12 protein-coding genes are annotated in these 22,638 nt (G+C 34.0%); all 12 read left to right on the top strand.

Translation table 11 applies throughout. The annotated features are described in order from the left end of the window. Nucleotides 1-111 precede the first annotated feature (111 nt). The gene (locus tag EOD40_RS11015) at nt 112-2,346 is read left to right on the top strand and encodes a GH92 family glycosyl hydrolase (RefSeq protein ID WP_128195484.1); all 2,235 of its coding nucleotides are present in this window, start codon (nt 112-114) and stop codon (nt 2,344-2,346) included. A gap of 13 nt (nt 2,347-2,359) precedes the next feature. Then, nucleotides 2,360-3,379 (top strand): isoaspartyl peptidase/L-asparaginase family protein, encoded by a 1,020-nt coding sequence (locus tag EOD40_RS11010; RefSeq protein WP_128195482.1) that lies wholly within the window; start codon nt 2,360-2,362, stop codon nt 3,377-3,379. 52 nt (nt 3,380-3,431) lie between these two features. After that, nucleotides 3,432-5,738 (top strand): glycoside hydrolase family 20 protein, encoded by a 2,307-nt coding sequence (locus EOD40_RS11005; RefSeq protein ID WP_128195480.1) that lies wholly within the window; start codon nt 3,432-3,434, stop codon nt 5,736-5,738. A gap of 22 nt (nt 5,739-5,760) precedes the next feature. Further along, on the top strand, nt 5,761-7,626 hold the full coding sequence (locus EOD40_RS11000; protein WP_128195478.1) for a glycoside hydrolase family 35 protein: 1,866 nt from the start codon (nt 5,761-5,763) through the stop codon (nt 7,624-7,626). 30 nt (nt 7,627-7,656) lie between these two features. Then, nucleotides 7,657-9,141: an alpha-L-fucosidase gene (locus EOD40_RS10995; protein ID WP_128195476.1), complete on the top strand. Its 1,485-nt coding sequence runs from the start codon at nt 7,657-7,659 to the stop codon at nt 9,139-9,141. Nucleotides 9,142-9,150: 9 nt separating this feature from the next. Beyond that, the gene (locus EOD40_RS10990) at nt 9,151-11,394 is read left to right on the top strand and encodes a GH92 family glycosyl hydrolase (protein ID WP_128195474.1); all 2,244 of its coding nucleotides are present in this window, start codon (nt 9,151-9,153) and stop codon (nt 11,392-11,394) included. Nucleotides 11,395-11,421: 27 nt separating this feature from the next. Beyond that, complete coding sequence (locus EOD40_RS10985) at nt 11,422-14,070, top strand: glycoside hydrolase family 3 protein (protein WP_128195472.1); 2,649 nt, start codon at nt 11,422-11,424, stop codon at nt 14,068-14,070. A 369-nt stretch (nt 14,071-14,439) separates the two neighbouring features. Next, nucleotides 14,440-17,553 (top strand): SusC/RagA family TonB-linked outer membrane protein, encoded by a 3,114-nt coding sequence (locus tag EOD40_RS10980; protein ID WP_128195470.1) that lies wholly within the window; start codon nt 14,440-14,442, stop codon nt 17,551-17,553. A gap of 10 nt (nt 17,554-17,563) precedes the next feature. Further along, nucleotides 17,564-19,135, top strand: a complete 1,572-nt coding sequence (locus tag EOD40_RS10975) for a SusD/RagB family nutrient-binding outer membrane lipoprotein (protein ID WP_128195468.1) — start codon at nt 17,564-17,566, stop codon at nt 19,133-19,135. Nucleotides 19,136-19,370: 235 nt separating this feature from the next. Further along, complete coding sequence (locus EOD40_RS10970; protein ID WP_128195467.1) at nt 19,371-20,093, top strand: copper homeostasis protein CutC; 723 nt, start codon at nt 19,371-19,373, stop codon at nt 20,091-20,093. A gap of 100 nt (nt 20,094-20,193) precedes the next feature. Further along, complete coding sequence (locus tag EOD40_RS10965) at nt 20,194-21,528, top strand: sugar MFS transporter (protein ID WP_128195465.1); 1,335 nt, start codon at nt 20,194-20,196, stop codon at nt 21,526-21,528. Nucleotides 21,529-21,589: 61 nt separating this feature from the next. After that, the gene (locus EOD40_RS10960; protein ID WP_231129613.1) at nt 21,590-22,630 is read left to right on the top strand and encodes a sialidase family protein; all 1,041 of its coding nucleotides are present in this window, start codon (nt 21,590-21,592) and stop codon (nt 22,628-22,630) included. Nucleotides 22,631-22,638 lie beyond the last annotated feature (8 nt).

Genomic DNA, 22,638 nt, shown 5'->3' with positions numbered 1-22,638 from the left:
ACATAAAAAAGGAATATTACATATATGAAATATTTCACACTACTGATGATATCTGATGCTTATTTGAAAGTTATTAAGAATATTAAAGAAAGTTTAAAATAAGGAATATTAATGAGGTATGGTTTAATATATATTGTATTCATCGCTCTTTTATATAATTGTGGTTCTAAGGTAACAGACTCTGTTAAATTAACCAATTATGTAAATCCGTTTATAGGTACAGATGGCCCAGGAAATACCTATCCTGGAGCAACTATTCCTTTTGGGATGGTACAGTTAAGTCCAGATATAGGGATACCAGGTTGGGATAGAATTGCAGGTTATTTTTATAAAGATTCTATTATTACTGGTTTTTCACATATGCACTTATCAGGTACTGGTACAGGTGATTTGTATGATATTTTAGTAATGCCTACCAATAGTCGATTTGCTACTAGAATTAAAGATAATAATTTTATGCCCTTTTCAAGTTTTTCTCATGAAAAGGAAAAAGCTTCACCAGGTTATTATTCAGTTGAATTATTGGATTTTGGTATAAAAGCTGAATTGACAACTACCGCCAGAACAGGAATTAATAGATATACATTTCCTAAAGACGATGCTTCGCAAATTCATATTGATTTAGGGTATGCATTAAATTGGGATGCTCCCACAAAAACATTTTTAAAAGTGGTTAATAATACCACCATTGAAGGTTATAGAATGTCAACTGGTTGGGCTAAAGACCAACGGGTTTATTTTGTAATGCAACTTTCAAAAGCTTTTAACTCTTACGAAATTTTTAAAAATGATTCATTGACCACAAGTCCAGTTGAAGCAGTAAAAACTAAAATTATTTTAAATTATAAGACTGTTGACAAGGAAGAAATAATTTTAAAAACCGGACTTTCAACAGCTAGTATTAGAGGAGCTTATATATCTTTAGCTGTTGAAGCACCCGATTTTAATTTTGAAAAGTACAAAGCAGCTGCGAATAATCTTTGGGAAAAAGAATTACAAAAAATTCAGATAACCACCAAAGACGATACTAAAAAGAGGATTTTTTATAGTATGTTGTATCAATCGATGTTGGCACCAACACTTTTAAGTGATTGTAATGGAGATTATAAGGGGGCGAATGGAAAGATTGAAAAAGCAAAAGGTTTCGATAGATACGACACATTTTCTCTATGGGATACTTATCGGGCAGCACACCCATTATATACTATTTTGCATCCTAATCGAGTGTCAAGTATGATCAATTCTTTATTAGCTCATTATAAAGAAACGGGATTGTTACCTGTTTGGTCTTTGCAGGGAAATGAAACCAATATGATGATTGCTAATCATGCTATTCCTGTTATTGTAGATGCTTATTTTAAAGGAATTAAAAATTTTGATATTGAATTAGCCTATAAAGCGTGTAAAGAAAGTTCAATGTTTGATTCAAGACAATTAGATAGTTATAAAACATTGGGATATGTTCCTGTAGATGATAGTGGCGAAAACTGGTCGGTTTCAAAAACATTGGAATATGCTTATGATGATTGGTGTTTGGCTCAGTTTGCCAAAGCTTTAAATAAATTAGATGATTACAACTATTTCTTGAAACGCTCAGAAAACTGGAGAAATCTGTATGATGCAAAGAGTACTTTTATGAGACCTAAATTGAGAGATGGCAGTTTTATAAAAGATTTTATACCTAAAGAATATACGCCGTATTTCTGTGAAAGCAACGCCTGGCAATATTTTTGGTCCGTTCCTCAAAATATAGAAGGATTAATTCAAAAAGTTGGAGGAAATGATGCTTTTGAACAAAAATTGGATTCGATGTTCAGCTTAAAATCATTACCAGAAGATAAATTACCCATTTTTAGTACCGGGATGATTGGTCAATATGCACATGGAAATGAACCTAGTCATCATGTGGCTTATTTATACAACTACATTCATAAACCATGGAAAACGCAAGAATTAGTTAAGGAAATTTTAGAAACTCAGTATAAGAATGAACCTAATGGTCACTGTGGAAATGAAGATTGTGGTCAAATGTCATCTTGGTATGTATTGAGTTCTCTCGGTTTTTATCCAGTAAATCCAGTGCAAAGTATTTATGCTTTTGGTTATCCAATGTTTGATTTAGTTACCATAAACTTAGAAAATAATAAAAAATTTACGATTCGAACTAAAAACAATGTTCCTGAAAACAAATACATCCAAACTGTTGAATTTAATGGTCATAAAATAGATAGAAATTATATTTCGCATAAAGAAATTATGCAAGGGGGAACTTTAGTTTTTACAATGGGTGACATTCCAAAGGGCAAAGAGAATACTATGGCTTTATCTTCAAAAAAATATAAATAAAAATATAGAAATCATGTCAAACAGAAGAGATTTTATAAAAAAGACGACTTTAGGAACACTAGCAGTTAGCTCTATTTTTGGATTAGAAGCTGTGGCTCAAAATACAGAAAATAAAAAGGAAACTTCATTAGCAAAAAAAACTAAAAAACCGGTCGTTATTTCAACCTGGAATCATGGTTTACCTGCTAATGAAGAAACTTGGAAACAATTAAAAGCCGGAAAAAAAGCTTTAGATGCTATCGAAGCAGGAATGAGAATTCCTGAAGCTGACCCAAAAGTGAGAAGTGTAGGTTATGGTGGTTATCCGGATCGTGAAGGAAAGGTAACATTAGACGCTTGCATTATGGATCACAACAGCAATTGTGGTTCGGTATCTTTTTTAGAAGGAATTATGCATCCTATTTCGGTAGCCAAAAGAGTTTTGGAAAATACTCCCCATGTGATGTTATCGGGAGCGGGAGCACTTCAATTTGCCTTGTCAGAAGGTTTTAAAGTAGAAAACTTATTGACTCCTGAAGCTGAAAAAGATTGGAAAAAATGGTTGGAAGAATCAAAATACAAACCCGTTATCAATATCGAAAATCACGATACCATCAGTATGCTCATGATTGATGAAGATGGAAATCTGGCAGGAGGTTGTACTACAAGTGGAGCAGCCTGGAAAATGCACGGACGTGTTGGTGATTCTCCCATTATTGGTGCAGGACTTTTTCTGGATAATGAAGTTGGTGCTGCCGCAGCAACAGGATTAGGTGAAGCTGTGATTCGAACAGCTGGAAGTGCTATGGTGGTGGAATTAATGCGTCAAGGCAAGTCACCATTCGAAGCTTGTAAAGAAATTACCGAACGCATTTACAACAAACATAAAAACCACAAAGACATGGAATATTTACAAGTAGGTTTTATTGCTTTGAATAAAAATGGCGAGCACGCTGGGTATAGTTTGCGCTCTGGTTTCAACTATGCCATTTGCGATGACGAAAAAGGAAATAGAATGGAAGATGCAAAATTTAAAATGTCCTGGAATAAATAAAGAATGCATTCAGTATCAATTTAAAATAACACCTTCTTTAAAATAATAATTTATGAGAATAATTAAAACAAACCTATTAGCGCTTTTCATTCTTGTTTCAAGTGCTGTTTTTGCGCAAAAAGACATTACAATAATTCCAAAACCCGCTAATATTCAGGTTAAAGAAGGCGTTTTTCAGTTTTCAAAGGATACTAAAATTATTGCAAGCAATGCTGCTCAAAAAGAGATTGCAACTGCTTTGATGAGCAAATTTAAAGCCGCAACAGGATGGCAGCCTGAATTTTCGAATAAAAAGCCAAAGAGCAATTACATCGAATTCAAAATAGATAAAAATCTGAATCGTGAGGCGTACCAATTAGAAGTAACTTCTAAAAGTATTGTAATTACTGCCAAAGAAAATGCGGGTTTGATTTACGGACTGGAAACTATTAGACAATTATTACCCACAGCTATCGAAAGTAAAAATCAGGTGGCGAATGTAAATTGGACTATTCCGAATGTTAGTATTAAAGACGAACCTCGTTTTCAATGGAGAGGTTTGATGCTGGATTTGTCGCGTCACTTTTTTGATAAAAATTATGTAATTCAAACAATTGACCGATTGGCAATGCTCAAAATGAATGTGTTGCATTTGCATCTAGTTGACGATCAGGGCTGGAGAATTGAAATTAAAAAATACCCAAAACTAACAGAAATTGGTGCCTGGAGAGTCAATCAGGAGAATGTGATTTGGAATGCGAGATTAACGGTTGATCCAAACGAAAAAGGAACTTATGGTGGATTTTTAACCCAAGAAGAATTAAAAGAAATTGTAAAATACGCCGCAGCTAAAAATATCCAAGTTATTCCAGAAATCGAAATGCCAGCACACGTGAGCAGTGCTATTGCAGCTTATCCCGAATTGGCTTGTTTCAATCAAAAAATAGGTGTGCCATCTGGCGGAGTTTGGCCTATTACAGATATTTATTGTGCGGGAAAAGAGAATACTTTTGAATTTTTACAAGATGTAATTGATGAGGTGATTGCCATTTTCCCTTCGAAATACATTCATATTGGAGGAGATGAAGCAACTAAAACCAATTGGGAAACCTGCCCTCATTGTCAAAAAAGAATGCAGCAGGAAGGTTTGAAAAACGTACATGAATTGCAGAGTTATTTTGTAAAACGAATGGAGAAATACATCAATTCGAAAGGCAAAAAAGTAATTGGCTGGGACGAAATTTTAGAAGGCGGATTAGCTCCTGATGCCACAGTAATGAGCTGGAGAGGAACCGAAGGCGGAATTGAAGCTTCTAAACAAGGTCACGATGTAATTATGACACCAGAGTCACATTGTTATTTTAACATCTATCAAGGATCGCAAAATGAAGAACCTTTGGCTTTTGGAGGATTTATTCCAATGACTAAAGTATATCATTTTGATCCTGTGGTGGACGAAATGACACCAGAACAAGCCAAACATATTTTAGGCGCTCAGGCTAATTTATGGGCAGAATACATTGAGAGTACACAAGAATCGGAATACATGATTTTTCCAAGATTAGGAGCTATGGCAGAGGTTTTATGGAGTCCCAAAGAAGCCCGAAACTGGAATGATTTTACGACACGATTGCCTTCTTTATTAGCACGTTTTGATTATTTGGGAATCAATTATTCTAAAAGTGCTTACTTAGTATCGGCAGCTTCAAAGGCAAATTTGGATAAAAAGCAGATAAAAATAGCTTTGAAAAATGAATTTCCTAATGCAGATATTCGCTATGTTTTGGACAATAAAAATTTAGACAATCAAGCCATAAAATACACTGATTCTATTACAATTCAAGGAACAACTATTTTAAAAGCTTCTTTGTTTAAAGAAGATAAACCGGTAGGTAAAGTTTTTACGGATAGCATTCAATTTCATAAAGCGGTAGGTAATAAATTGACTTTTAAAAATCCGTATCATGAAAACTACAAAGCGGATGGTCCACTGGGTTTAGTTAATATTATTAGAGGAAGCAAAAATTTTCATGACGGACAATGGCAAGCCTGGCTGGTGGATGATATGGAAGTAGTTATTGATTTAGAGAAAAACCAATCCATTCATCAGGTAACTTTAGGGGCTTTAGAAAATCAAGGTTCGGGGATTTATTTTCCAACCGAAATAAAAGCTTTTGTTTCTACCGATGGAAAAACGTATAAAGAAGTTGGGAAAATAATTCGTCCGTTTGCTATTAATTCGAATTCAGAATTGAAAGATTTTAAAATTAGTTTCGAAAAAACCAATGCGAGATTTGTAAAAGTAATTGCCACTAATTTAAAGAAAAGTCCAAAAGGAGAAAGTTCTTTTCTGTTTTTTGACGAAATTTTAGTTGATTAATAAGAATATAATCTGAAAGAAAATGAATAAGATATTATTTAAGCTCGGAGTATTATTGATTTGCCTGATGCCGTTTTTTAATACGGCACAAACCAAAGGATTTTCTATATCTAATGGAGAATTTAAACAAGACGGGAAAATTATTAAAATACATTCGGGAGAAATGCACTATGAGCGTATTCCTAAAGAATATTGGAGACATCGATTGCAAATGCTTAAAGCTATGGGATTGAATACCGTAGCAACCTATGTGTTTTGGAATTATCACGAAATAGAGCCAGGTGTATGGGATTTTAAAACAGGAAATAGAGATTTAGCAGAGTTTTTACGTATTGCTAAAAGTGAAGGATTGTATGTGATTCTTAGACCAGGTCCGTATGCTTGCGGCGAATGGGAATTTGGAGGATATCCTTGGTGGTTGCAAAATAATCCAGATTTAGTAATTCGTACCAATAACAAAGCATTTTTAGAAGCGTGCAAAACGTATCTGCAAAATTTGTATGCAGTGGTAAAAGGAAATTTTGCAAACCAGGGAGGGCCAATTATTATGGTTCAGGCTGAAAATGAATTTGGTTCTTATGTTTCTCAAAGAACCGATATTGGTGCTGAGGATCATAAAGCTTACAAAACTGCAATTTACAATATGCTTAAACAAACGGGGTTCCCAGAGCCTTTTTTTACTTCTGACGGTACTTGGTTGTTTGAAGGTGGTGCTGTGGAAGGCGTTTTACCAACTGCAAATGGAGAATCAAATATAGAAAATTTAAAGAAACAGGTTGATAAATACCATAAAGGACAAGGGCCTTATATGGTAGCTGAGTTTTATTCTGGCTGGCTGGATCATTGGGCAGAACCATTTATTAAAATTGGATCTGAGGAGATTGCAAGTCAGACTAAAAAGTACCTTGATGCAGGTGTTTCTTTTAATTATTATATGGTGCACGGTGGTACTAATTTCGGATTTACCTCTGGAGCAAATTATAATGAAGAAAGTGATATTCAGCCGGATATTACAAGCTATGATTATGATGCGCCTATCAGCGAAGCAGGTTGGGCAACACCAAAATTCATGGCTATTCGTGAAGTAATGCAAAAGTATTCTAAAACAAAACTAGCAGCGATTCCAGAGAAAATACCAGTTACAAAATATCCTAATCAGGGTATCAAATCCAGTATGGATGTTTTAAGCTGGATCAAAAAAGAAAAAGCTGTTGTAAATGACCAGCCATTAACGTTTGAAAAATTAGGTCAGGGAAATGGATATGTTTTGTATCGAAAAAGATTTACGCAGCCAATTTCTTCTGGAAAATTAAAGATTGAGGGATTGAGAGACTTTGCTACAGTTTATGTAAATGGAGTTAAGGTGGGTGAATTGAATAGAGTTTTCAAAAATTACGATTTGACTCTTTCTATTCCTTTTAACGGTATTTTAGAAATTCTGGTTGAAAATATGGGACGTATTAATTACGGAGCCGAAATAGTACATAATACGAAAGGAATTATTTCTCCAGTATTCATTAATGAATATGAAATTAGTGGTGGATGGGAAATGTATAAAATGCCGATGAATGAAGTGCCGGCTATTAAAAATGAATCGATAAAATCGGGACGACCAGTTTTATATGAATCTATAGTAAACATAGAAAAACCAGCAGATACTTTTCTTGATATGACAGCTTGGGGAAAGGGAATTGTATTTGTTAACGGACACAATCTTGGACGCTACTGGAAAGTAGGACCGCAACAAACGCTTTATGTACCAGGCTGTTGGTTGAACGCAGGTGTAAATAAGTTTGTTATACTGGAACAACTTAATGAAAATACCCAGGCAGAATTAACTTTTACAGATCAACCGATACTTGAAAAGTTAAATAGAGATACAAACTAATAACAGATTGAATAATTAAAAAAAGAAAGAATGAAAAAAAGTATAGCAATCATAGCCCTATTATTTTCGGTACACCTATTTTCACAAGCTATTTATGAAGACGAAAGATATGTGCCAGAAACGGATCCATTAGTACTAAAGAATTTGGACGAATGGCAAGGCAAAAAGTTTGGTTTACTGATGCACTGGGGAACTTACAGTGAATGGGGAATAGTGGAATCCTGGTCGATTTGTCCAGAAGATTATGGATGGTGCGAACGCAAAAAAGGAAGCAATCCAGGCAATTACAATCAATATGTAAAAGAATATGAAGGACTGAAAAAGAATTTCAACCCTACTAAATTCAATCCCGAGAAATGGGCAAAAGCAGCTAAAAATGCCGGAATGAAATACATGGTTTTTACCACGAAACACCATGATGGATTTAATATGTTCGACACCAAATATTCGGATTATAAAGTAACCGATGCAGGTTGTGCTTTTAGTACGAATCCAAAAGCAAATATTGCAAAAGAAGTTTTTAATGCTTTTAGAAAAGAAAATATTTCAACTGGAGCTTATTTCTCTAAACCAGACTGGCATAACGAAAATTATTGGGATCCTTATTTTCCTCCTTTCGACAGAAATGTAAATTATGATCCAGCGGCATATCCGGATAAATGGAAAAAATACGTTGATTTTACACATAATCAAATATTAGAATTACTTTCAGATTATGGCAAGATTGATATTTTATGGCTTGATGGTGGTTGGGTTAGAAAAAGAGATCAACAAAACATAAAAGAAAATTACGAAGAAAAGTTTGTAGAAAACGAATCAAAAAATGGATTTATAAAGCACAGGGTAGTTGACCAAGACATCAAAATGGATGAATTGGTGGTAAAAGCACGTCAAAAACAACCAGGATTGATTGTAGTTGACAGAGCCGTTCATGGAAAAAACCAAAATTATTTAACTCCTGAAAACCGTGTTCCAGAAAAAACATTGCCTTATCCTTGGGAATCTTGTATCACTTCAGGCGGAGGATGGTCTTATACTCCTGATGCCAAATATTTAACAGGAAGACAAGGGATTCACATGTTGATTGATGTGGTTGCCAAAGGAGGAAATTTGTTGCTAAATGTAGCTCCGGGACCTGACGGAGAATGGCAACAAGGCGCTTATGATTTATTAGCCGCTTACGGCGATTGGATGAAAGTAAACAACACCGCAATTTATAATACTAAACCTATTGCTCCGTACAAAGAAAATAATATTTGTATGACTCAAAATAAGGCAGGAAATGTGTTCTTATTTTATTTGGCTAAAGAAGGAGAAAGCACCATTCCATCAGAAGTTGTTGTTAATTCTATTAGTCCAAAAAAAGGAAGCAAAATCACGATGTTAGGTTCTAAAACTTCCTTAAAATGGACTAAATTAGATAAAGGATTTAAAGTGATAATTCCAGAAAGTTTGAGAAATAATTTACCATCAAAAGAAGCCTGGACTTTAAAAATTGAAGCGATTAACAGATAAAATTAAATTATGGTTTTATATAAAGGGATAACATTACAAACAGCATGTTTTTTTTACATGCTGTTTTTTAGCACAGCTATTTTGGCACAACAGCCAGCCGATTTTGTCAATCCGTTTATTGGAACTTCCAATTTTGGAGCTACTTTTCCTGGACCAATTGCGCCAAGAGGAATGGCTAGTATTAGTCCGTTTAATGTTTCTGGTTCTCAAAACCGACCTTTGGAAAAAGACAGCCAGTGGTTGTCAAATCCGTATGTGAATGAAAATAAATTTCTAACTGGTTTTAGTCAAGTGAATCTAAGTGGTGTTGGCTGTCCTGATTTAGGTGTTATTTTAGTAATGCCCACCACAGGAATTGTTGAAACGAATCATTTAAAATACGGTTCTACTTATTCTAACGAAGTGGCAAAGACAGCTTATTATGGTTTAAATATTGACAAGTACAATGTCAAAGCAGAATTTACAGCTTCAAAAAGAGTGGGTGTAAGCAAATTTACTTTTCCGAAAGGGCAATCTAATATTTTATTAAATCTTGGATTGGGATTGACCAATGAAGAAGGCGCAATGGTTAGAGTAGTTTCTTCGACGGAAATTGAAGGAATGAGATCTGTCGGTTCTTTTTGTTATAACAGTCCAGAAGATGCTTATCCGGTTTATTTTGTAGCTAAATTTTCTAAACCAGCCGATAAATTCGGAGTTTGGAAAAAACCTGCAAAATATAAAGGCGTTGAAGCACAATGGATGGGTTACAATGGCAAAGCGAGAATGATGGAAAATACAATCAAAACGGTTGTTGGAGATAGTATTGGAAGTTATTTTAGATATAATTTTGAAAAAGAAGAAACGGTTGAAGTCAAAATCGGTATTTCTTATGTAAGTATCGAAAATGCTCGTGAAAACTTAGAAAAAGAAGTTGGAACTAAATCATTTGATGCTGTTTATAAAGAAACATATAACGAATGGAACGAAGAATTGTCTAAAATTTTAGTGGAAGGCGGTTCAAAAGATGAAAACACGATTTTCTACACGGCTTTATACCATACTTTAATTCATCCCAACATCTTAAATGATTTCAACGGAGAATATCCTGAGATAAAAAGAAGTAAAATTGGTAAAACGGATGATACTCGTTATACGGTATTTTCACTTTGGGATAGCTATCGCAATTTGCATCAACTGATGTCTTTGGTGTATCCAAAACAACAATCGGACATGGTAAAGAGCATGCTTGAAATGTACGATGAAAACGGCTGGTTACCTAAATGGGAACTAAATTCGACAGAAACTTTTACTATGGTGGGTGATCCGGCAAGCATTGTAATTACAGACACCTACTTAAAAGGAATTCGTGATTTTGATGTGCAAAAAGCCTATACAGCGATGTTGAAAGGTGCGGATCAAATTGAAAATAATCCATTACGTCAGGGATTGAAAGATTATATCGAAAAAGGATATTTAACTACTAATGATCGGGGACCGGTTTCTACCACGCAAGAATACAATGCATCGGATTATTCCATTTCACTTTTGGCGAAAGCCTTAGGAAAAACAAAAGATGCTAATCGATTAAAAAAACGTTCGTTATCGTACAAAAAATTATTCGACAAAAACTTAAAATTATTGCGTCCAAGAACATTTGACGGAAAATGGTATGAACCTTTTGATCCTGTATCTGGTGCTAATTTTCAGGAAAATGTTGGTTTTATAGAAGGCAATGCCTGGCAGTATGCTTTTATGGTACCACATGATATCAAAGGATTGATGAAATTAATGGGCGGTGAAAAAGATTTCTCGAATCAATTGCAAAAAGTATTTGACAGCAAACAATTTGATATGGCAAATGAGCCTGATATTGCTTATCCTTATTTGTTTAATTACATAAAAGGTGAAGAATTTAAAAGTCAGGAAATGGTGAAAAAATTAGTAAAAGAATATTTCCAGAATAAACCAAAAGGATTACCAGGAAATGACGATACCGGAACGATGTCGGCCTGGTTGGTGTATTCGATGATGGGAATTTACCCAATTGCTCCGGGCGAACCTATTTATACCATCACCACGCCAATGTTTGATAAAATCACGATTGCTTTAGATGCTCCATATTATAAGAATAAAAGCATTGTAATTGAGAGAGAAAAAAACAAGGAAGGTCATATTAAAGCGATTCAACTTGACGGAAAAGCACATAACAGTTTTTTCATTTCTCACGATGAATTTGTAAATGGGACGACATTGAAAATAATTCAGAATTAAAAAATACACACGTTATAAAACTAAATAATGAAAAAGATAACTATTGTTTTAGCATTGTTTTTGAGCTTTTTAGGTCAAGGTTTTGCACAAAAAAAATATCCCTATCAAGATGCAAAATTGGGAGTCGAAGAGAGAGTTAAGGATTTGTTGAGCCGAATGAGTCTGGAAGAGAAAGTACGCCAGATGGATATGTACAAGGGTGAATATTTTAAAGAAAAAGAAGATTTTTCTAAAACAAAATCCGATGCTAAAATTGGAAAACTTGGAATAGGTGCTATTCATGATATTTATCCCCGTTCGGCTAAAATGATTAATGATCTTCAAAAAGAAGTAATTGAAAACAATCGTTGGGGAGTTCCTGCCCTTATTATGTGTGAGATGCTTCACGGTTATTTAGATGAAGGAAGTACAGCTTTTCCAATGAATATTGGTTTGGGAGCTACTTGGGATACTAATTTAATGGGGAAAATAGGGCAAGTTATTGGTACCGAAGCCAGAGCGCATGGTGTTCATTTTGGTTTAGGTCCAAATTTAGATTTGGGGCGTGAACCACGTTGGGGAAGAGTTGCGGAGACTTTTGGTGAAGATGCTTATTTGAACAGCGAAATTGGTCTGGCAATGATTAAAGGAATGCAAGGAGATGACTTAAAGTCTGATCGTTCCATTATTGCTGAGCCGAAACATTTTGCTGTTCACGGAATTCCGCAAGCAGGAGGAAATTCATCTCCAATTTTAGTAGGAGAACGTTCGGCTCGCGAAGATCATCTTCCTTCTTTCGAAAAAGCATTTAAAAAAGGAGGGGCTTTAGGAACCATGTGTGCTTATTCAGAGTTGGATGGTATTCCTTGTGCCGAAAATCATTGGTTGTTAACCGATGTGTTGAGAGAAGAATGGGGATTTAAAGGTATTGTGGTATCTGATTTAGGAGCTATTAAATACCTCCAAACCACACATTATGTTACGGATTCCCCAAAAGAAAGTATTCATCAAGCCGTTGCTGCCGGTGTAGATATGCAGTTTTATGATTTTACCAATGATTTTTGGCAACAAACCATTATTGATTTGGTAAATGAGAAAAAATTAACAATGGCAAATATAGACCGTGCTGCTGGCGGTGTGTTACGACTTAAATTTTTATTGGGACTATTTGAAAATCCATACACGGATAAGAGTTTGATAAAGTTGCGTTTTCATTCAAAAGAAAACCAAGCTGTGGCTCTGGAAGCGGGACATAAATCGATTGTGTTGTTAAAAAATCAAAACAATATTTTGCCTCTTAGCAAGGATATTAAAAACATTGCAGTGATTGGACCTAATGCCAATGAGTCAAGATTGGGAGGATACTCGGTAAAAAACAAAGTGGGAACAACAGTTTTAGAAGGAATTCAACAAGTGGTTGGTGATAAAGCCAAGGTGCTTTATGAAGAAGGTGTACCACTTATTGTAAAAGGACAAATTATTCCGTCTAAATATTTATTTACTCCTGATGGTTCCAAAAATGGATTGAAAGGAGAATACTTTAATAATAGAAATGTAGAAGGAACGCCAGCATTGACGCGTATTGATAGTCAAGTAGAATTTGACTGGCCTTGGAATCCGGGTGTAGGGGTAAATGATGATGATTTTTCTATTCGCTGGACAGGTTACATTCAGTCAGAAAAATCATTTGACGGTTGGTTAGGACTAAGTTCTGATGACGGAATCAGAATGTGGATTGATGACCAATTGGTAATTGACAACTGGACAAAAGGAGCAACGAGTATTGTAACTACTCCAAAAAACATTGAAGCAGGTAAAAAATACAAAGTCCGCATCGAAATGTGGGAAGGCGGCTGGGGAGCCAGAGCCCATTTGCGTTGGAACTTAGATAAGATAAACTTCCAACCAGCGATTGATATTGCTAAAAAAGCGGATGTAGCTATTGTGGTTTTAGGAGAATCGAACGAATTAGTTGAGGAAAACAGAGATGTTGCCACTTTAGATTTACACGGAATGCAACAAGAATTGATTGAAGCGATTCATCAGACAGGAACTCCGGTAGTTTGTGTGTTGCTAAATGGCCGTCCACTTTCTGTAAATTGGATAAATGAAAATATTCCTGCTATTGTTGAAGGATGGTTTCCAGGTGAGGCAGGAGGGAAGGCTGTTGCTGATGTATTGTTTGGGAATTACAATCCAGGAGGGAGATTACCAATTACTTTTCCGAAATCGGTGGGGCAATTGCCTATTTATTACAACCAAAAACCATCTGCTATACACAGGTATGTTTCTGAAAGTGAAAATCCATTGTATACTTTCGGATATGGCTTAAGTTATACTACATTCGAGTATACTAATCTTGCTTTAAGTACCAAAGAAATTAAACCTGATGGAGAACTGAAAGTAAGTGTAGATGTTAAAAACACTGGAAATTATGATGGTGATGAAGTGGTGCAATTATACATTAATGATGTTTACAGCAGTGTAACAACTCCAAGAAAAACATTAAAAGGTTTTAAAAGAATATTTATTAAGAAAGGCGAAACAAAACATGTAGAATTTAGCTTAACTTCTGAAGAATTGGCTATTTGGAACCGTGAAATGAAAAAAGTAGTAGAACCAGGCGATTTTGAAGTTATGATTGGAGGAAATTCAATTCATTTGTTAAAAGAGCAATTTACAGTAGTTAATAATTAATTTTCATTTATAAAAAATACTAGTGTTTTAAGCAAGCACACACATTAATATGTGTGTGCTTTTTTTGTTAGCTATTTTAACTAATTTTTTAGTTATTATGTGTTATTTTGATAGTTTTCTTAAATAAGAAGGTGTTGATAAGGATATTTTATGTTTAAATAATAGCTAAGAGCTGCTTGTTTTTTTTAATAAATATGTATCAAAATGAGTTTTTTAATAAAAATATCAACTAAAATAGACGAACACCTTTTAAAATTTGTCATTGGTCGAAATTATGAAAAGCAAATGAATCTTTCTCTTTACATTTAACTAAGTATTAACGAAAGGTTAACTTATTAAAAACAAAATTACTAACTCAAAAACAAAATTATGATTCAAAAAGTATTAAAACTACTGCTTGTATTTTGCTTGTTCAGTTTTCACAATGCTAAATCGCAAAATGCAACAGTTTCAGGTAAAGTTACAAATGCTACAAACGGAATGGGGTTACCTGGTGCGAGTGTTATTGTAAAAGGAGTACCTAATGGTGGTGCTTCTACAGATTTTGACGGGAATTTCACAATTAAAGTTCCTAATAAAACGGTTAAATTAGTAGTTTCTTTTATTGGGTACACTACAAAAGAAGTTGCTCTTAATGGTGAAAGTACCATTACTATTTCTTTAATAGAAGATTCTCAGAAACTTAATGAAGTTGTAGTAACAGCTTTAGGTATTAAAAGAGAGAAAAAATCGTTGACTTATTCAGCTCAGACAGTTTCTACCAAAGAGCTTTCTGAAGCTAGATCACTTAATGTTGCAAACTCGCTTTCAGGTAAGGTGGCTGGTCTTAATTTCTCTACCACAGGTAGTGGTGTAGGTAGTTCGTCTAGAATTACGCTACGTGGGAATCGTTCTCTTACAGGTAATAATCAGCCACTATATGTAATTGATGGAGTACCGATGGATAATTCTGTATCTTCGCCTGCTACTGATATTGGAGGTCTTACAAGTTTTGATGGTATTTCAAATATTAATCCAGAGGATATTCAATCTTTAACTGTATTGAAGGGACCTTCTGCTGCGGCATTATATGGATCACGTGCCAGTAATGGTGTTATAGTAATCACCACAAAAAGCGGATCTACAGGAAGTAAAGCCCGTATTTCAGTATCATCTAATTTTATGTCTTCCAATGCATATAATTTGCTAAACCAACAAAATGAATATGGCCAAGGTAATGGAGGTGTTTATAACTCTTTATCTAAAAACAGTTGGGGACCTAAAATGGAAGGGCAGTCTGTTGCTGCTTGGCAACTTGATCATAATCCTGATTACGCTGGACCTGCTTCTTATGCATTTACTCCACAACCAAATAATTCATCAGATTTTTTTAAATCAGGGTATAACTGGTCTAAAAATTTAACAGCCTCAATGGGTAATGAAAAAGTCCAAGGATATTTTTCTTATACAAATACAGATGCTAAAGGAATAGTTGTAGGGAATGAACTTGAAAGACATAATGTCAATTTGCGTTTAACAAGTAGTTTAACAGATAAATTAAAATTAGACGTTAAAACAAATTACATTTCTCAAAAAGTTGAAAATGCTATAGGTGCTGGTGAAGGCTCTATTGGAGAGGCTCTTTATACAATGCCAAGAAGTTTACCTTATAATCAATATAAAGATTTTGAATATATTGATGCAGCAGGTCAAATAAGATATAATTATCCAGATGCAAATACATTAAGTACACTTGGAGCGAATCCTTTTTGGCTTGCAAAGAGAAATTTAAGAACAGATGAAAGAAATAGAATTATTACTTTCGCTTCGTTAACTTATGACTTTACTAAGGAATTAAGCTTAATGGTGAGAACAGGTTTAGATCAAGCTACAAATAAATCTAAAGTATCTCGTTATGCTTCAAAAGCTATACTTAATCAAGATTTTGGTAGTTATTCTGAATCAATTGGGGATAACTCAGAATTAAATTCAGATTTCCTTTTATCCTATAAAAAAGAATTAGGAGACTTTAAAGTAAATGTAAATGCCGGTGGTAATGCCCGAAATCAAAAAAGTACTTCTTTGAGTAGTGGTGGTACCTTAACAAAAAGAAATTATTTTACGCTAACAAACCTTCAAAACGTTACTGTTACTCCAGATTTTAGTCATAAAAAAGTGAATTCTTTGTATGGTTCAGCACAAGTTGGGTATAAAGAATATTTATTTTTAGATGTTACAGCACGTAATGATTGGTCGTCAACTTTACCTGTAAATAATAGATCTTTCTTCTATCCGTCTGTTGGTTTATCAGGTATAATTACTGATATGTTTGATGTTAAATCGGATTTGTTGTCTTTCTTAAAAGTTAGAGGTTCATATGCTCAAGTAGGAAATGATACTGATCCTTATCTTTTAGCTAATCAATTATATTTTTATGGTTTTAATGGAGGAGTTGTTCAGGCATCTACATTAAAAAACAATCCTGATCTTAAACCTGAAATTTCTAGTTCAACAGAATTAGGTTTAAATGCTCGTTTTTTTAAAAATAGAATTGGTTTAGATTTTACTTGGTTTAAAACAGACACTAAAGATCAGATTTTTACAATCAATTTGCCTGAATCTTCAGGCTACTCTAAGCAAGTAATAAATGGAGGGAAAATTCAAAACAAAGGGGTTGAGTTAGTATTGAATGCTAAAATTGTAGACAATTCAGATTTTACTTGGGATGCAACGGCAAATTTTGCAACTTATAGAACTAAAGTTTTAAGTTTAGCTGAAGGTCAAGACGAATTAAATCTTTCTACAGGATACGAAAGGTTAGCCCAAACTATTGTGAAAAAAGGAGGAGGTTATGGTGATTTGTATATCCGTGGTTTCAAGCGTACAGATGATGGAAAAATAATTGTTAATGCTACTAGTGGTTTACCGGAGTTCACTTCAGGATTTGACGTTCTTGCTGGTAATTTTAATCCAGATTGGACTGCTGGTTTACAGAATACTTTTAAATATAAAGATTTTAGCCTTAGTTTCTTGATCGATTTCCGTATGGGAGGAAAAACAATTTCTTATTCTCAGGCAAGAATGGCTGGAGCTGGAGCAAGTGATATTACTTTGGCAGGTAGAGATGGTTTTGTAGTTGATGGAGTAGTAGATAATGGTAATGGTTCATATTCTCCAAATACTAAATCTATTACAGCTGAAAATTATTGGTCACAAGTTGCAAGTAGAGATCCAAAATCAGCTGAAGATTTTGTTTTTGATGCTACTAATATTAGATTAAGAGAATTAGTTTTAGGTTATTCTCTTCCTAGTAGATTATTGAAAAAATCACCATTTACAGGAGTTGATTTCTCAATCGTTGGTAGAAATCTATTCTTCTTTACTAATAAAGCAAAATACTTTGATCCAGAACAAGGGGTAAGTGTTGGAAACCTTCAAGGAATAGAATCTTATAATATTCCAAGTACTAGAGACTTTGGGGTTAATGTAAAATTCAACTTTTAAAATATAAATTATGAAAAATAATATAGTTAAATTTTTGGCAATTGTTTTCCTGTTTCAGATAACAGGATGTACTTCGGATTTCAATGAAGTTAATTCAAATCCAAATACTCTTACTTCGGATCAATTAGATGCAACAATGGCAGGTCCTGCATTTGCAAATGCTTTATATAAAGGGACAGGTAATGCTTCTTGGAGTCTTCCAGGAGATGATTATGGTACATACGGGTTAGCAACAGCTTTACATTCTATGATGTTTGCTCACTATATGGCTCCTGGTTGGGCAGCAGCAACTGATGCGAACGGTGTTAACGACGGATGGAGAAGTAGAGGCTGGTTAAGATTTTATACCTTGGCAGTACCTTCTTTATTAAATACTTATAAGGCCGCTGAAGGGAATGTTGAAGCTACAGCTATTTTAGACATTTGGAAAGTTTATATGTTCCATAGATTCACAGATGAGTGGGGACCAGTTCCTTATTCGCAAGCTGGTATTGGGGGTAAATCAGTAGCTTATGATTCTCAAGAGGCTATGTATACTGATTTCTTTAAACTTTTAGAAGCAGCAAATACTACTTTAAGTTCAACAACCGTGACTACTGTTGCTGTTTTTAAAGATTATGATGCTATATACGGCGGTAATGTTCAAAAATGGAGAAAGTTTGCTAATTCACTTAGATTACGTTTAGCTTTAAGAATTTCAGATATTGATGCTTCTAAAGCAAAAGTGCAGGCAGAAGCTGCAGTAAATGCGGGTGTTATGCAATCAAATGGCGATAGTGCTTATTATAAAGTAACCAAAGATACGTACAATAATTTTGTAGATATTATGAAATATTGGGGTTTTTATATGACTGCTGATATGGAAAGTATGCTTAAAGGATATAATGACCCACGAATGGCAAAATGGTTTAGCACTGTGTCTGATAATACTTCTATTTATAAAGGTCAGTATGTTGGGTTACCAAATGGTATGGGAGCTACAATACCATGGCAGAGTAAAAATTTTAGTGGAACAAATCAAGAAACTACATTTTCAGATAATGTTACAAAAGACATTGAGGTTATGATGGCTTCAGAGTCAAATTTTAATCGTGCTGAAGGGGTCTTAAAAGGTTGGAATATGGTAGGAACTGCAAAAGCACTTTATGAAGATGGTATTCGTTTATCTCTACAACAATGGGGAGTGACTGATAATACACAGATAAATACATACATTGCTGGAACTACAACAGGTGCTGTACCTACATTTGGAAGTTTATATACAAATCCTACACCTCCTGTTGATGTGCCTGTTGCCTGGGCAAATACTTTAAGTCAACAAAAAAAGCAAATAGCTGTTCAAAAGTACTTAGGTCTTTTTCCGGAATCATGGGAGGCATGGTCTGATTTGCGTAGAACAGATGCAAATATATTGTATCCATTACTTACAACTGAGGATCCTACAATTGGAAAAGGTGTAATGAAACGTATTACATACTTACCAAGTGAATACAGTACTAATGGAGATGCAGTTAATGCTGCAACAACACTACTTGGTGGAGCTGACAAAGGAAATACAAAGCTTTGGTGGGATGTTAACTAAATAAAAAAGAGACAAATCATAGGTTTCTTTCAATTATTTGTATGAAAAAGAGGCTGTCTCACAACTTGTGAAATAGCCTCTTTTTTTATTATTCAATTTCTTTAGAAGACGATATCCCAATATTCAATTTTAAATGATTTGTTTTAGTTTTGAGAATTCACCTTATAATTCTTGCTAAGATTGAAACTACATGGTAGTACACATTGAATATTATTTTGACTAAAAATAAAAAAATATGGTATTAGAAATTTGTGCTTCTTCTTATCAATCGGCTATAAATGCACAAAATGCGGGAGCACATCGTATTGAGTTGTGTTCTGAATTGTCTTTAGGGGGTATTACTCCTTCATACGGTTTACTTAAAAAAGTGATGGAGAATGTGTCAATGCCAGTACATGTGTTAATACGACCTCGAAGTGGAAATTTTACCTATTCTGAAGAAGAATTTGCTATAATGAGAGCAGATATTAATTTATGTAAAGAGTTGGGGTGTCAAGGTATTGTTTCAGGCGTTTTAAAAGCTGATAATACTATTGATGTTATAAGGACGCAAGAATTAATAGCATTGTCAAAGCCTTTATCTTTTACTTTTCATAGAGCATTTGATTGGATTGAGAATTCTTCTGAAGCGTTGGATATATTAATAAATGCTGGAGTTGCCAGGATTTTGACCTCTGGAAAAAGTAATGCTGCTCTTGATGGAATTGAACAACTTAAAAGTTTAGTAGAACAAGCCAATAATAAGCTAATTATACTTCCTGCAGGAGGAATAAATTCAGAAAATGCAATCTTATTTAAAAAATCAGGGTTTAAAGAGATTCATTGTTCTGCTTCATCAATACAGTATGTAAATGAATTGGGAGCAATAGCAATGAATAGTTCAATTTTTTTTGACGAACGTATCATCGTTCATTCTGATTTGGATAAAATTAAAGAAATATTGAATCGTATTTGTTGAGAATGAATAATATTAATATATAAAACAGTTATCTCTTAATTGTAAAAAAAACTGATTATTAGGTGTTTAAATAATTGAAAATATTAAAAAATAAATAATTATGGCAAGTAGTGCATTGTCTTATCAGACTAAAAACAATACCTTAATTCCAATTATGATCATAGCTGGGCTATTTTTTATTTTTGGATTTGTTACCTGGATTAACGGAGCCTTAATTCCATTTATGAAAACCATCAATGAATTGACTTCTGCACAATCGCTTTTGGTAGCTTCTGCTTCTTATATTTCATTTGTCGTGATGGCTTTGCCAGCTTCTTATATTTTATCAAAAATTGGTTATAAAAAAGGAATGTCATTAGGTTTGTTTATAATGAGTTTGGGGGCTTTGGTTTTTATTCCAGCTGCTGAAGCAAGAACTTATTGGATGTTTTTGATGGGAATTTTTATCCAAGGTGCAGGAATGACCTTATTGCAAACCGCATCAAATCCCTATATCACTATTTTAGGGCCAATTGATAGTGCCGCAAAACGCATTTCTATTATGGGTATTGCTAATAAAGTCGCAGGTGCTTTAGGTTCTCTTATATTTGGAGCATTGCTATTATCAGGGATAGATAAAATTAAAGAAAAATTAAATGTGGTAAGTGCTGCTGAAAAAACCGAATTGTTAAATATAATGGCAGATAGTGTAGTAACGCCATATCTTGTAATGGCTTTGGTTTTATTTATTTTGGGAATATTAATTAGAAAAGCACCATTGCCAGATGTTGAAGCCGAATTGATTGAAGAACCAAAAGACGGTACTACAACTAAAAACAGTATTTTTCAATTTCCACATTTATGGCTCGGAGTACTAACACTTTTTATGTATGTAGGTGTAGAGGTTATTGCTGGAGATACTATTATTGCATACGGAATTTCATTAGGAATTCCAGTTGCCGATGCTAAGTTTTTTACCACATTCACTTTGATGGCGATGGTGGTAACTTATGCTTTGGGAGCTTTCTTAATTCCAAAATATATTACCCAAACTCTGGCCTTAAAATTAAGTGCAATTTTAGGAATTATATTATCATTTTGTATTGTGTATGCAGATGGATTTACCTCCGTTTTATTTGTAGCCGTATTAGGAATAGCAAATGCTTTGGTTTGGCCTGCAGTTTGGCCATTAACTTTAAAAGGCTTGGGTAAATTTACAAAAACAGCTTCTGCTTTATTGATTATGGCAATTTCAGGAGGAGCAATAATTCCACCTTTATATGGAAAATTGGTAGATGCTAATAAAGTTGACTTTTTGGCTCAAGGAATGAATGAAGCTTTGGCTACAGCAACGGCTTCTACTAAAGGCTATTGGATTTTATTGCCTTGTTATCTTGTCATTTTATATTATGCTGTTGCTGGGCATAAACTGGGATTAAATGGAGATAAGAAATAAATTTAAAATGCTTATATATCTCAATGTAAGTGTAAATAGTAAAATAATGAAGAGTCTAAAATTGAAATATTTAATTTTATTTATTGTTCCAATATGTTTTTCATGTAGCTCATTACTTAAGAAACCAAAAGTTAGTAATACTACTCATATTTATATTTCTAATCAACCAGTAACTATTAATAGCCATGCTGCAACCCTTGTTGAATATATGCCTAATGAAATTATGGCTTCCTGGTTTGGCGGAAGTTATGAAGGAGCTAAAGACGTTGGTATTTATACATCAAAATATAAAGATGGAGTATGGACTCCTGCCCAAATCGTTGTCAAACCTGCTGTAATAAAAGGAGATACTTTAGCTTGTTGGAATCCTGTTTTATTCAAAAGTAAGAGTAAAAGATTATATCTTTTTTATAAAGTGGGTAAAAACCCTAGAGAATGGTTTGGAGCAATGATTACTTCATTGGATAACGGTGTTTCCTGGAGTATTCCTAAATACTTACCAGAAGGTTTTTTAGGACCAATTAAAAATAAAGCTATAGAAATATCTCCAGGAATTATTTTATGTGGAAGTAGTACAGAAAGTGTAGAAAACAATCAGTGGCGAGCGCATGCAGAAATTTATAATGAATTAACGGATAGTTGGTCTAAAATGGCTATTCCTAATGATAAAGGTTTTGATATTATCCAACCTACAATTTTAGTTCATTCTAAAAAAAAGCTTCAGATGTTGCTTAGAAGTAAACATAATAAGTTGATTACAACCTGGTCTTTCAATAATGGAAAAAGTTGGAGTAATGCAGATACTTTGAATGTGGTTAATTCAAATTCAGGAATTGATGCATTAAGATTATCAAACAATTCATTTTTATTAGTAAATAATCCTTCGCCACAAGGAAAAGATTGGTTTTATGGAAGAAACGTATTAGATGTTGAGTATTCAAGAGACGGTGTGACATGGGAGAAGTTATTTGATCTTGAAAATCAAAATGAAGGAGAATTCAGTTATCCGGCAATTATTCAAACTAACGATGGTCAAATTCATGTTGTATATACTTATAATAGAAAATACATCAAGTATGTAAGTTTTAAAATAAAAAAATAATAATGTAG

The sequence above is a fragment of the Flavobacterium sufflavum genome, from assembly GCF_004016525.1.
Classification (GTDB): Bacteria; Bacteroidota; Bacteroidia; order Flavobacteriales; family Flavobacteriaceae; genus Flavobacterium; species Flavobacterium sufflavum.
The sequence above is the reverse complement of the archived record's forward strand: the minus strand, read 5'-3'. Positions and strand labels throughout refer to the sequence as shown.

Coding starts and splice junctions, on each gene's coding strand:
- EOD40_RS10975 (WP_128195468.1), top strand. CDS start 17,564: ATGAAAAATAATATAGTTAAATTTTTGGCAATTGTTTTCCTGTTTCAG.
- EOD40_RS10965 (WP_128195465.1), top strand. CDS start 20,194: ATGGCAAGTAGTGCATTGTCTTATCAGACTAAAAACAATACCTTAATT.
- EOD40_RS11010 (WP_128195482.1), top strand. CDS start 2,360: ATGTCAAACAGAAGAGATTTTATAAAAAAGACGACTTTAGGAACACTA.
- EOD40_RS10980 (WP_128195470.1), top strand. CDS start 14,440: ATGATTCAAAAAGTATTAAAACTACTGCTTGTATTTTGCTTGTTCAGT.
- EOD40_RS11015 (WP_128195484.1), top strand. CDS start 112: ATGAGGTATGGTTTAATATATATTGTATTCATCGCTCTTTTATATAAT.
- EOD40_RS10970 (WP_128195467.1), top strand. CDS start 19,371: ATGGTATTAGAAATTTGTGCTTCTTCTTATCAATCGGCTATAAATGCA.
- EOD40_RS10990 (WP_128195474.1), top strand. CDS start 9,151: ATGGTTTTATATAAAGGGATAACATTACAAACAGCATGTTTTTTTTAC.
- EOD40_RS11005 (WP_128195480.1), top strand. CDS start 3,432: ATGAGAATAATTAAAACAAACCTATTAGCGCTTTTCATTCTTGTTTCA.
- EOD40_RS11000 (WP_128195478.1), top strand. CDS start 5,761: ATGAATAAGATATTATTTAAGCTCGGAGTATTATTGATTTGCCTGATG.
- EOD40_RS10985 (WP_128195472.1), top strand. CDS start 11,422: ATGAAAAAGATAACTATTGTTTTAGCATTGTTTTTGAGCTTTTTAGGT.
- EOD40_RS10995 (WP_128195476.1), top strand. CDS start 7,657: ATGAAAAAAAGTATAGCAATCATAGCCCTATTATTTTCGGTACACCTA.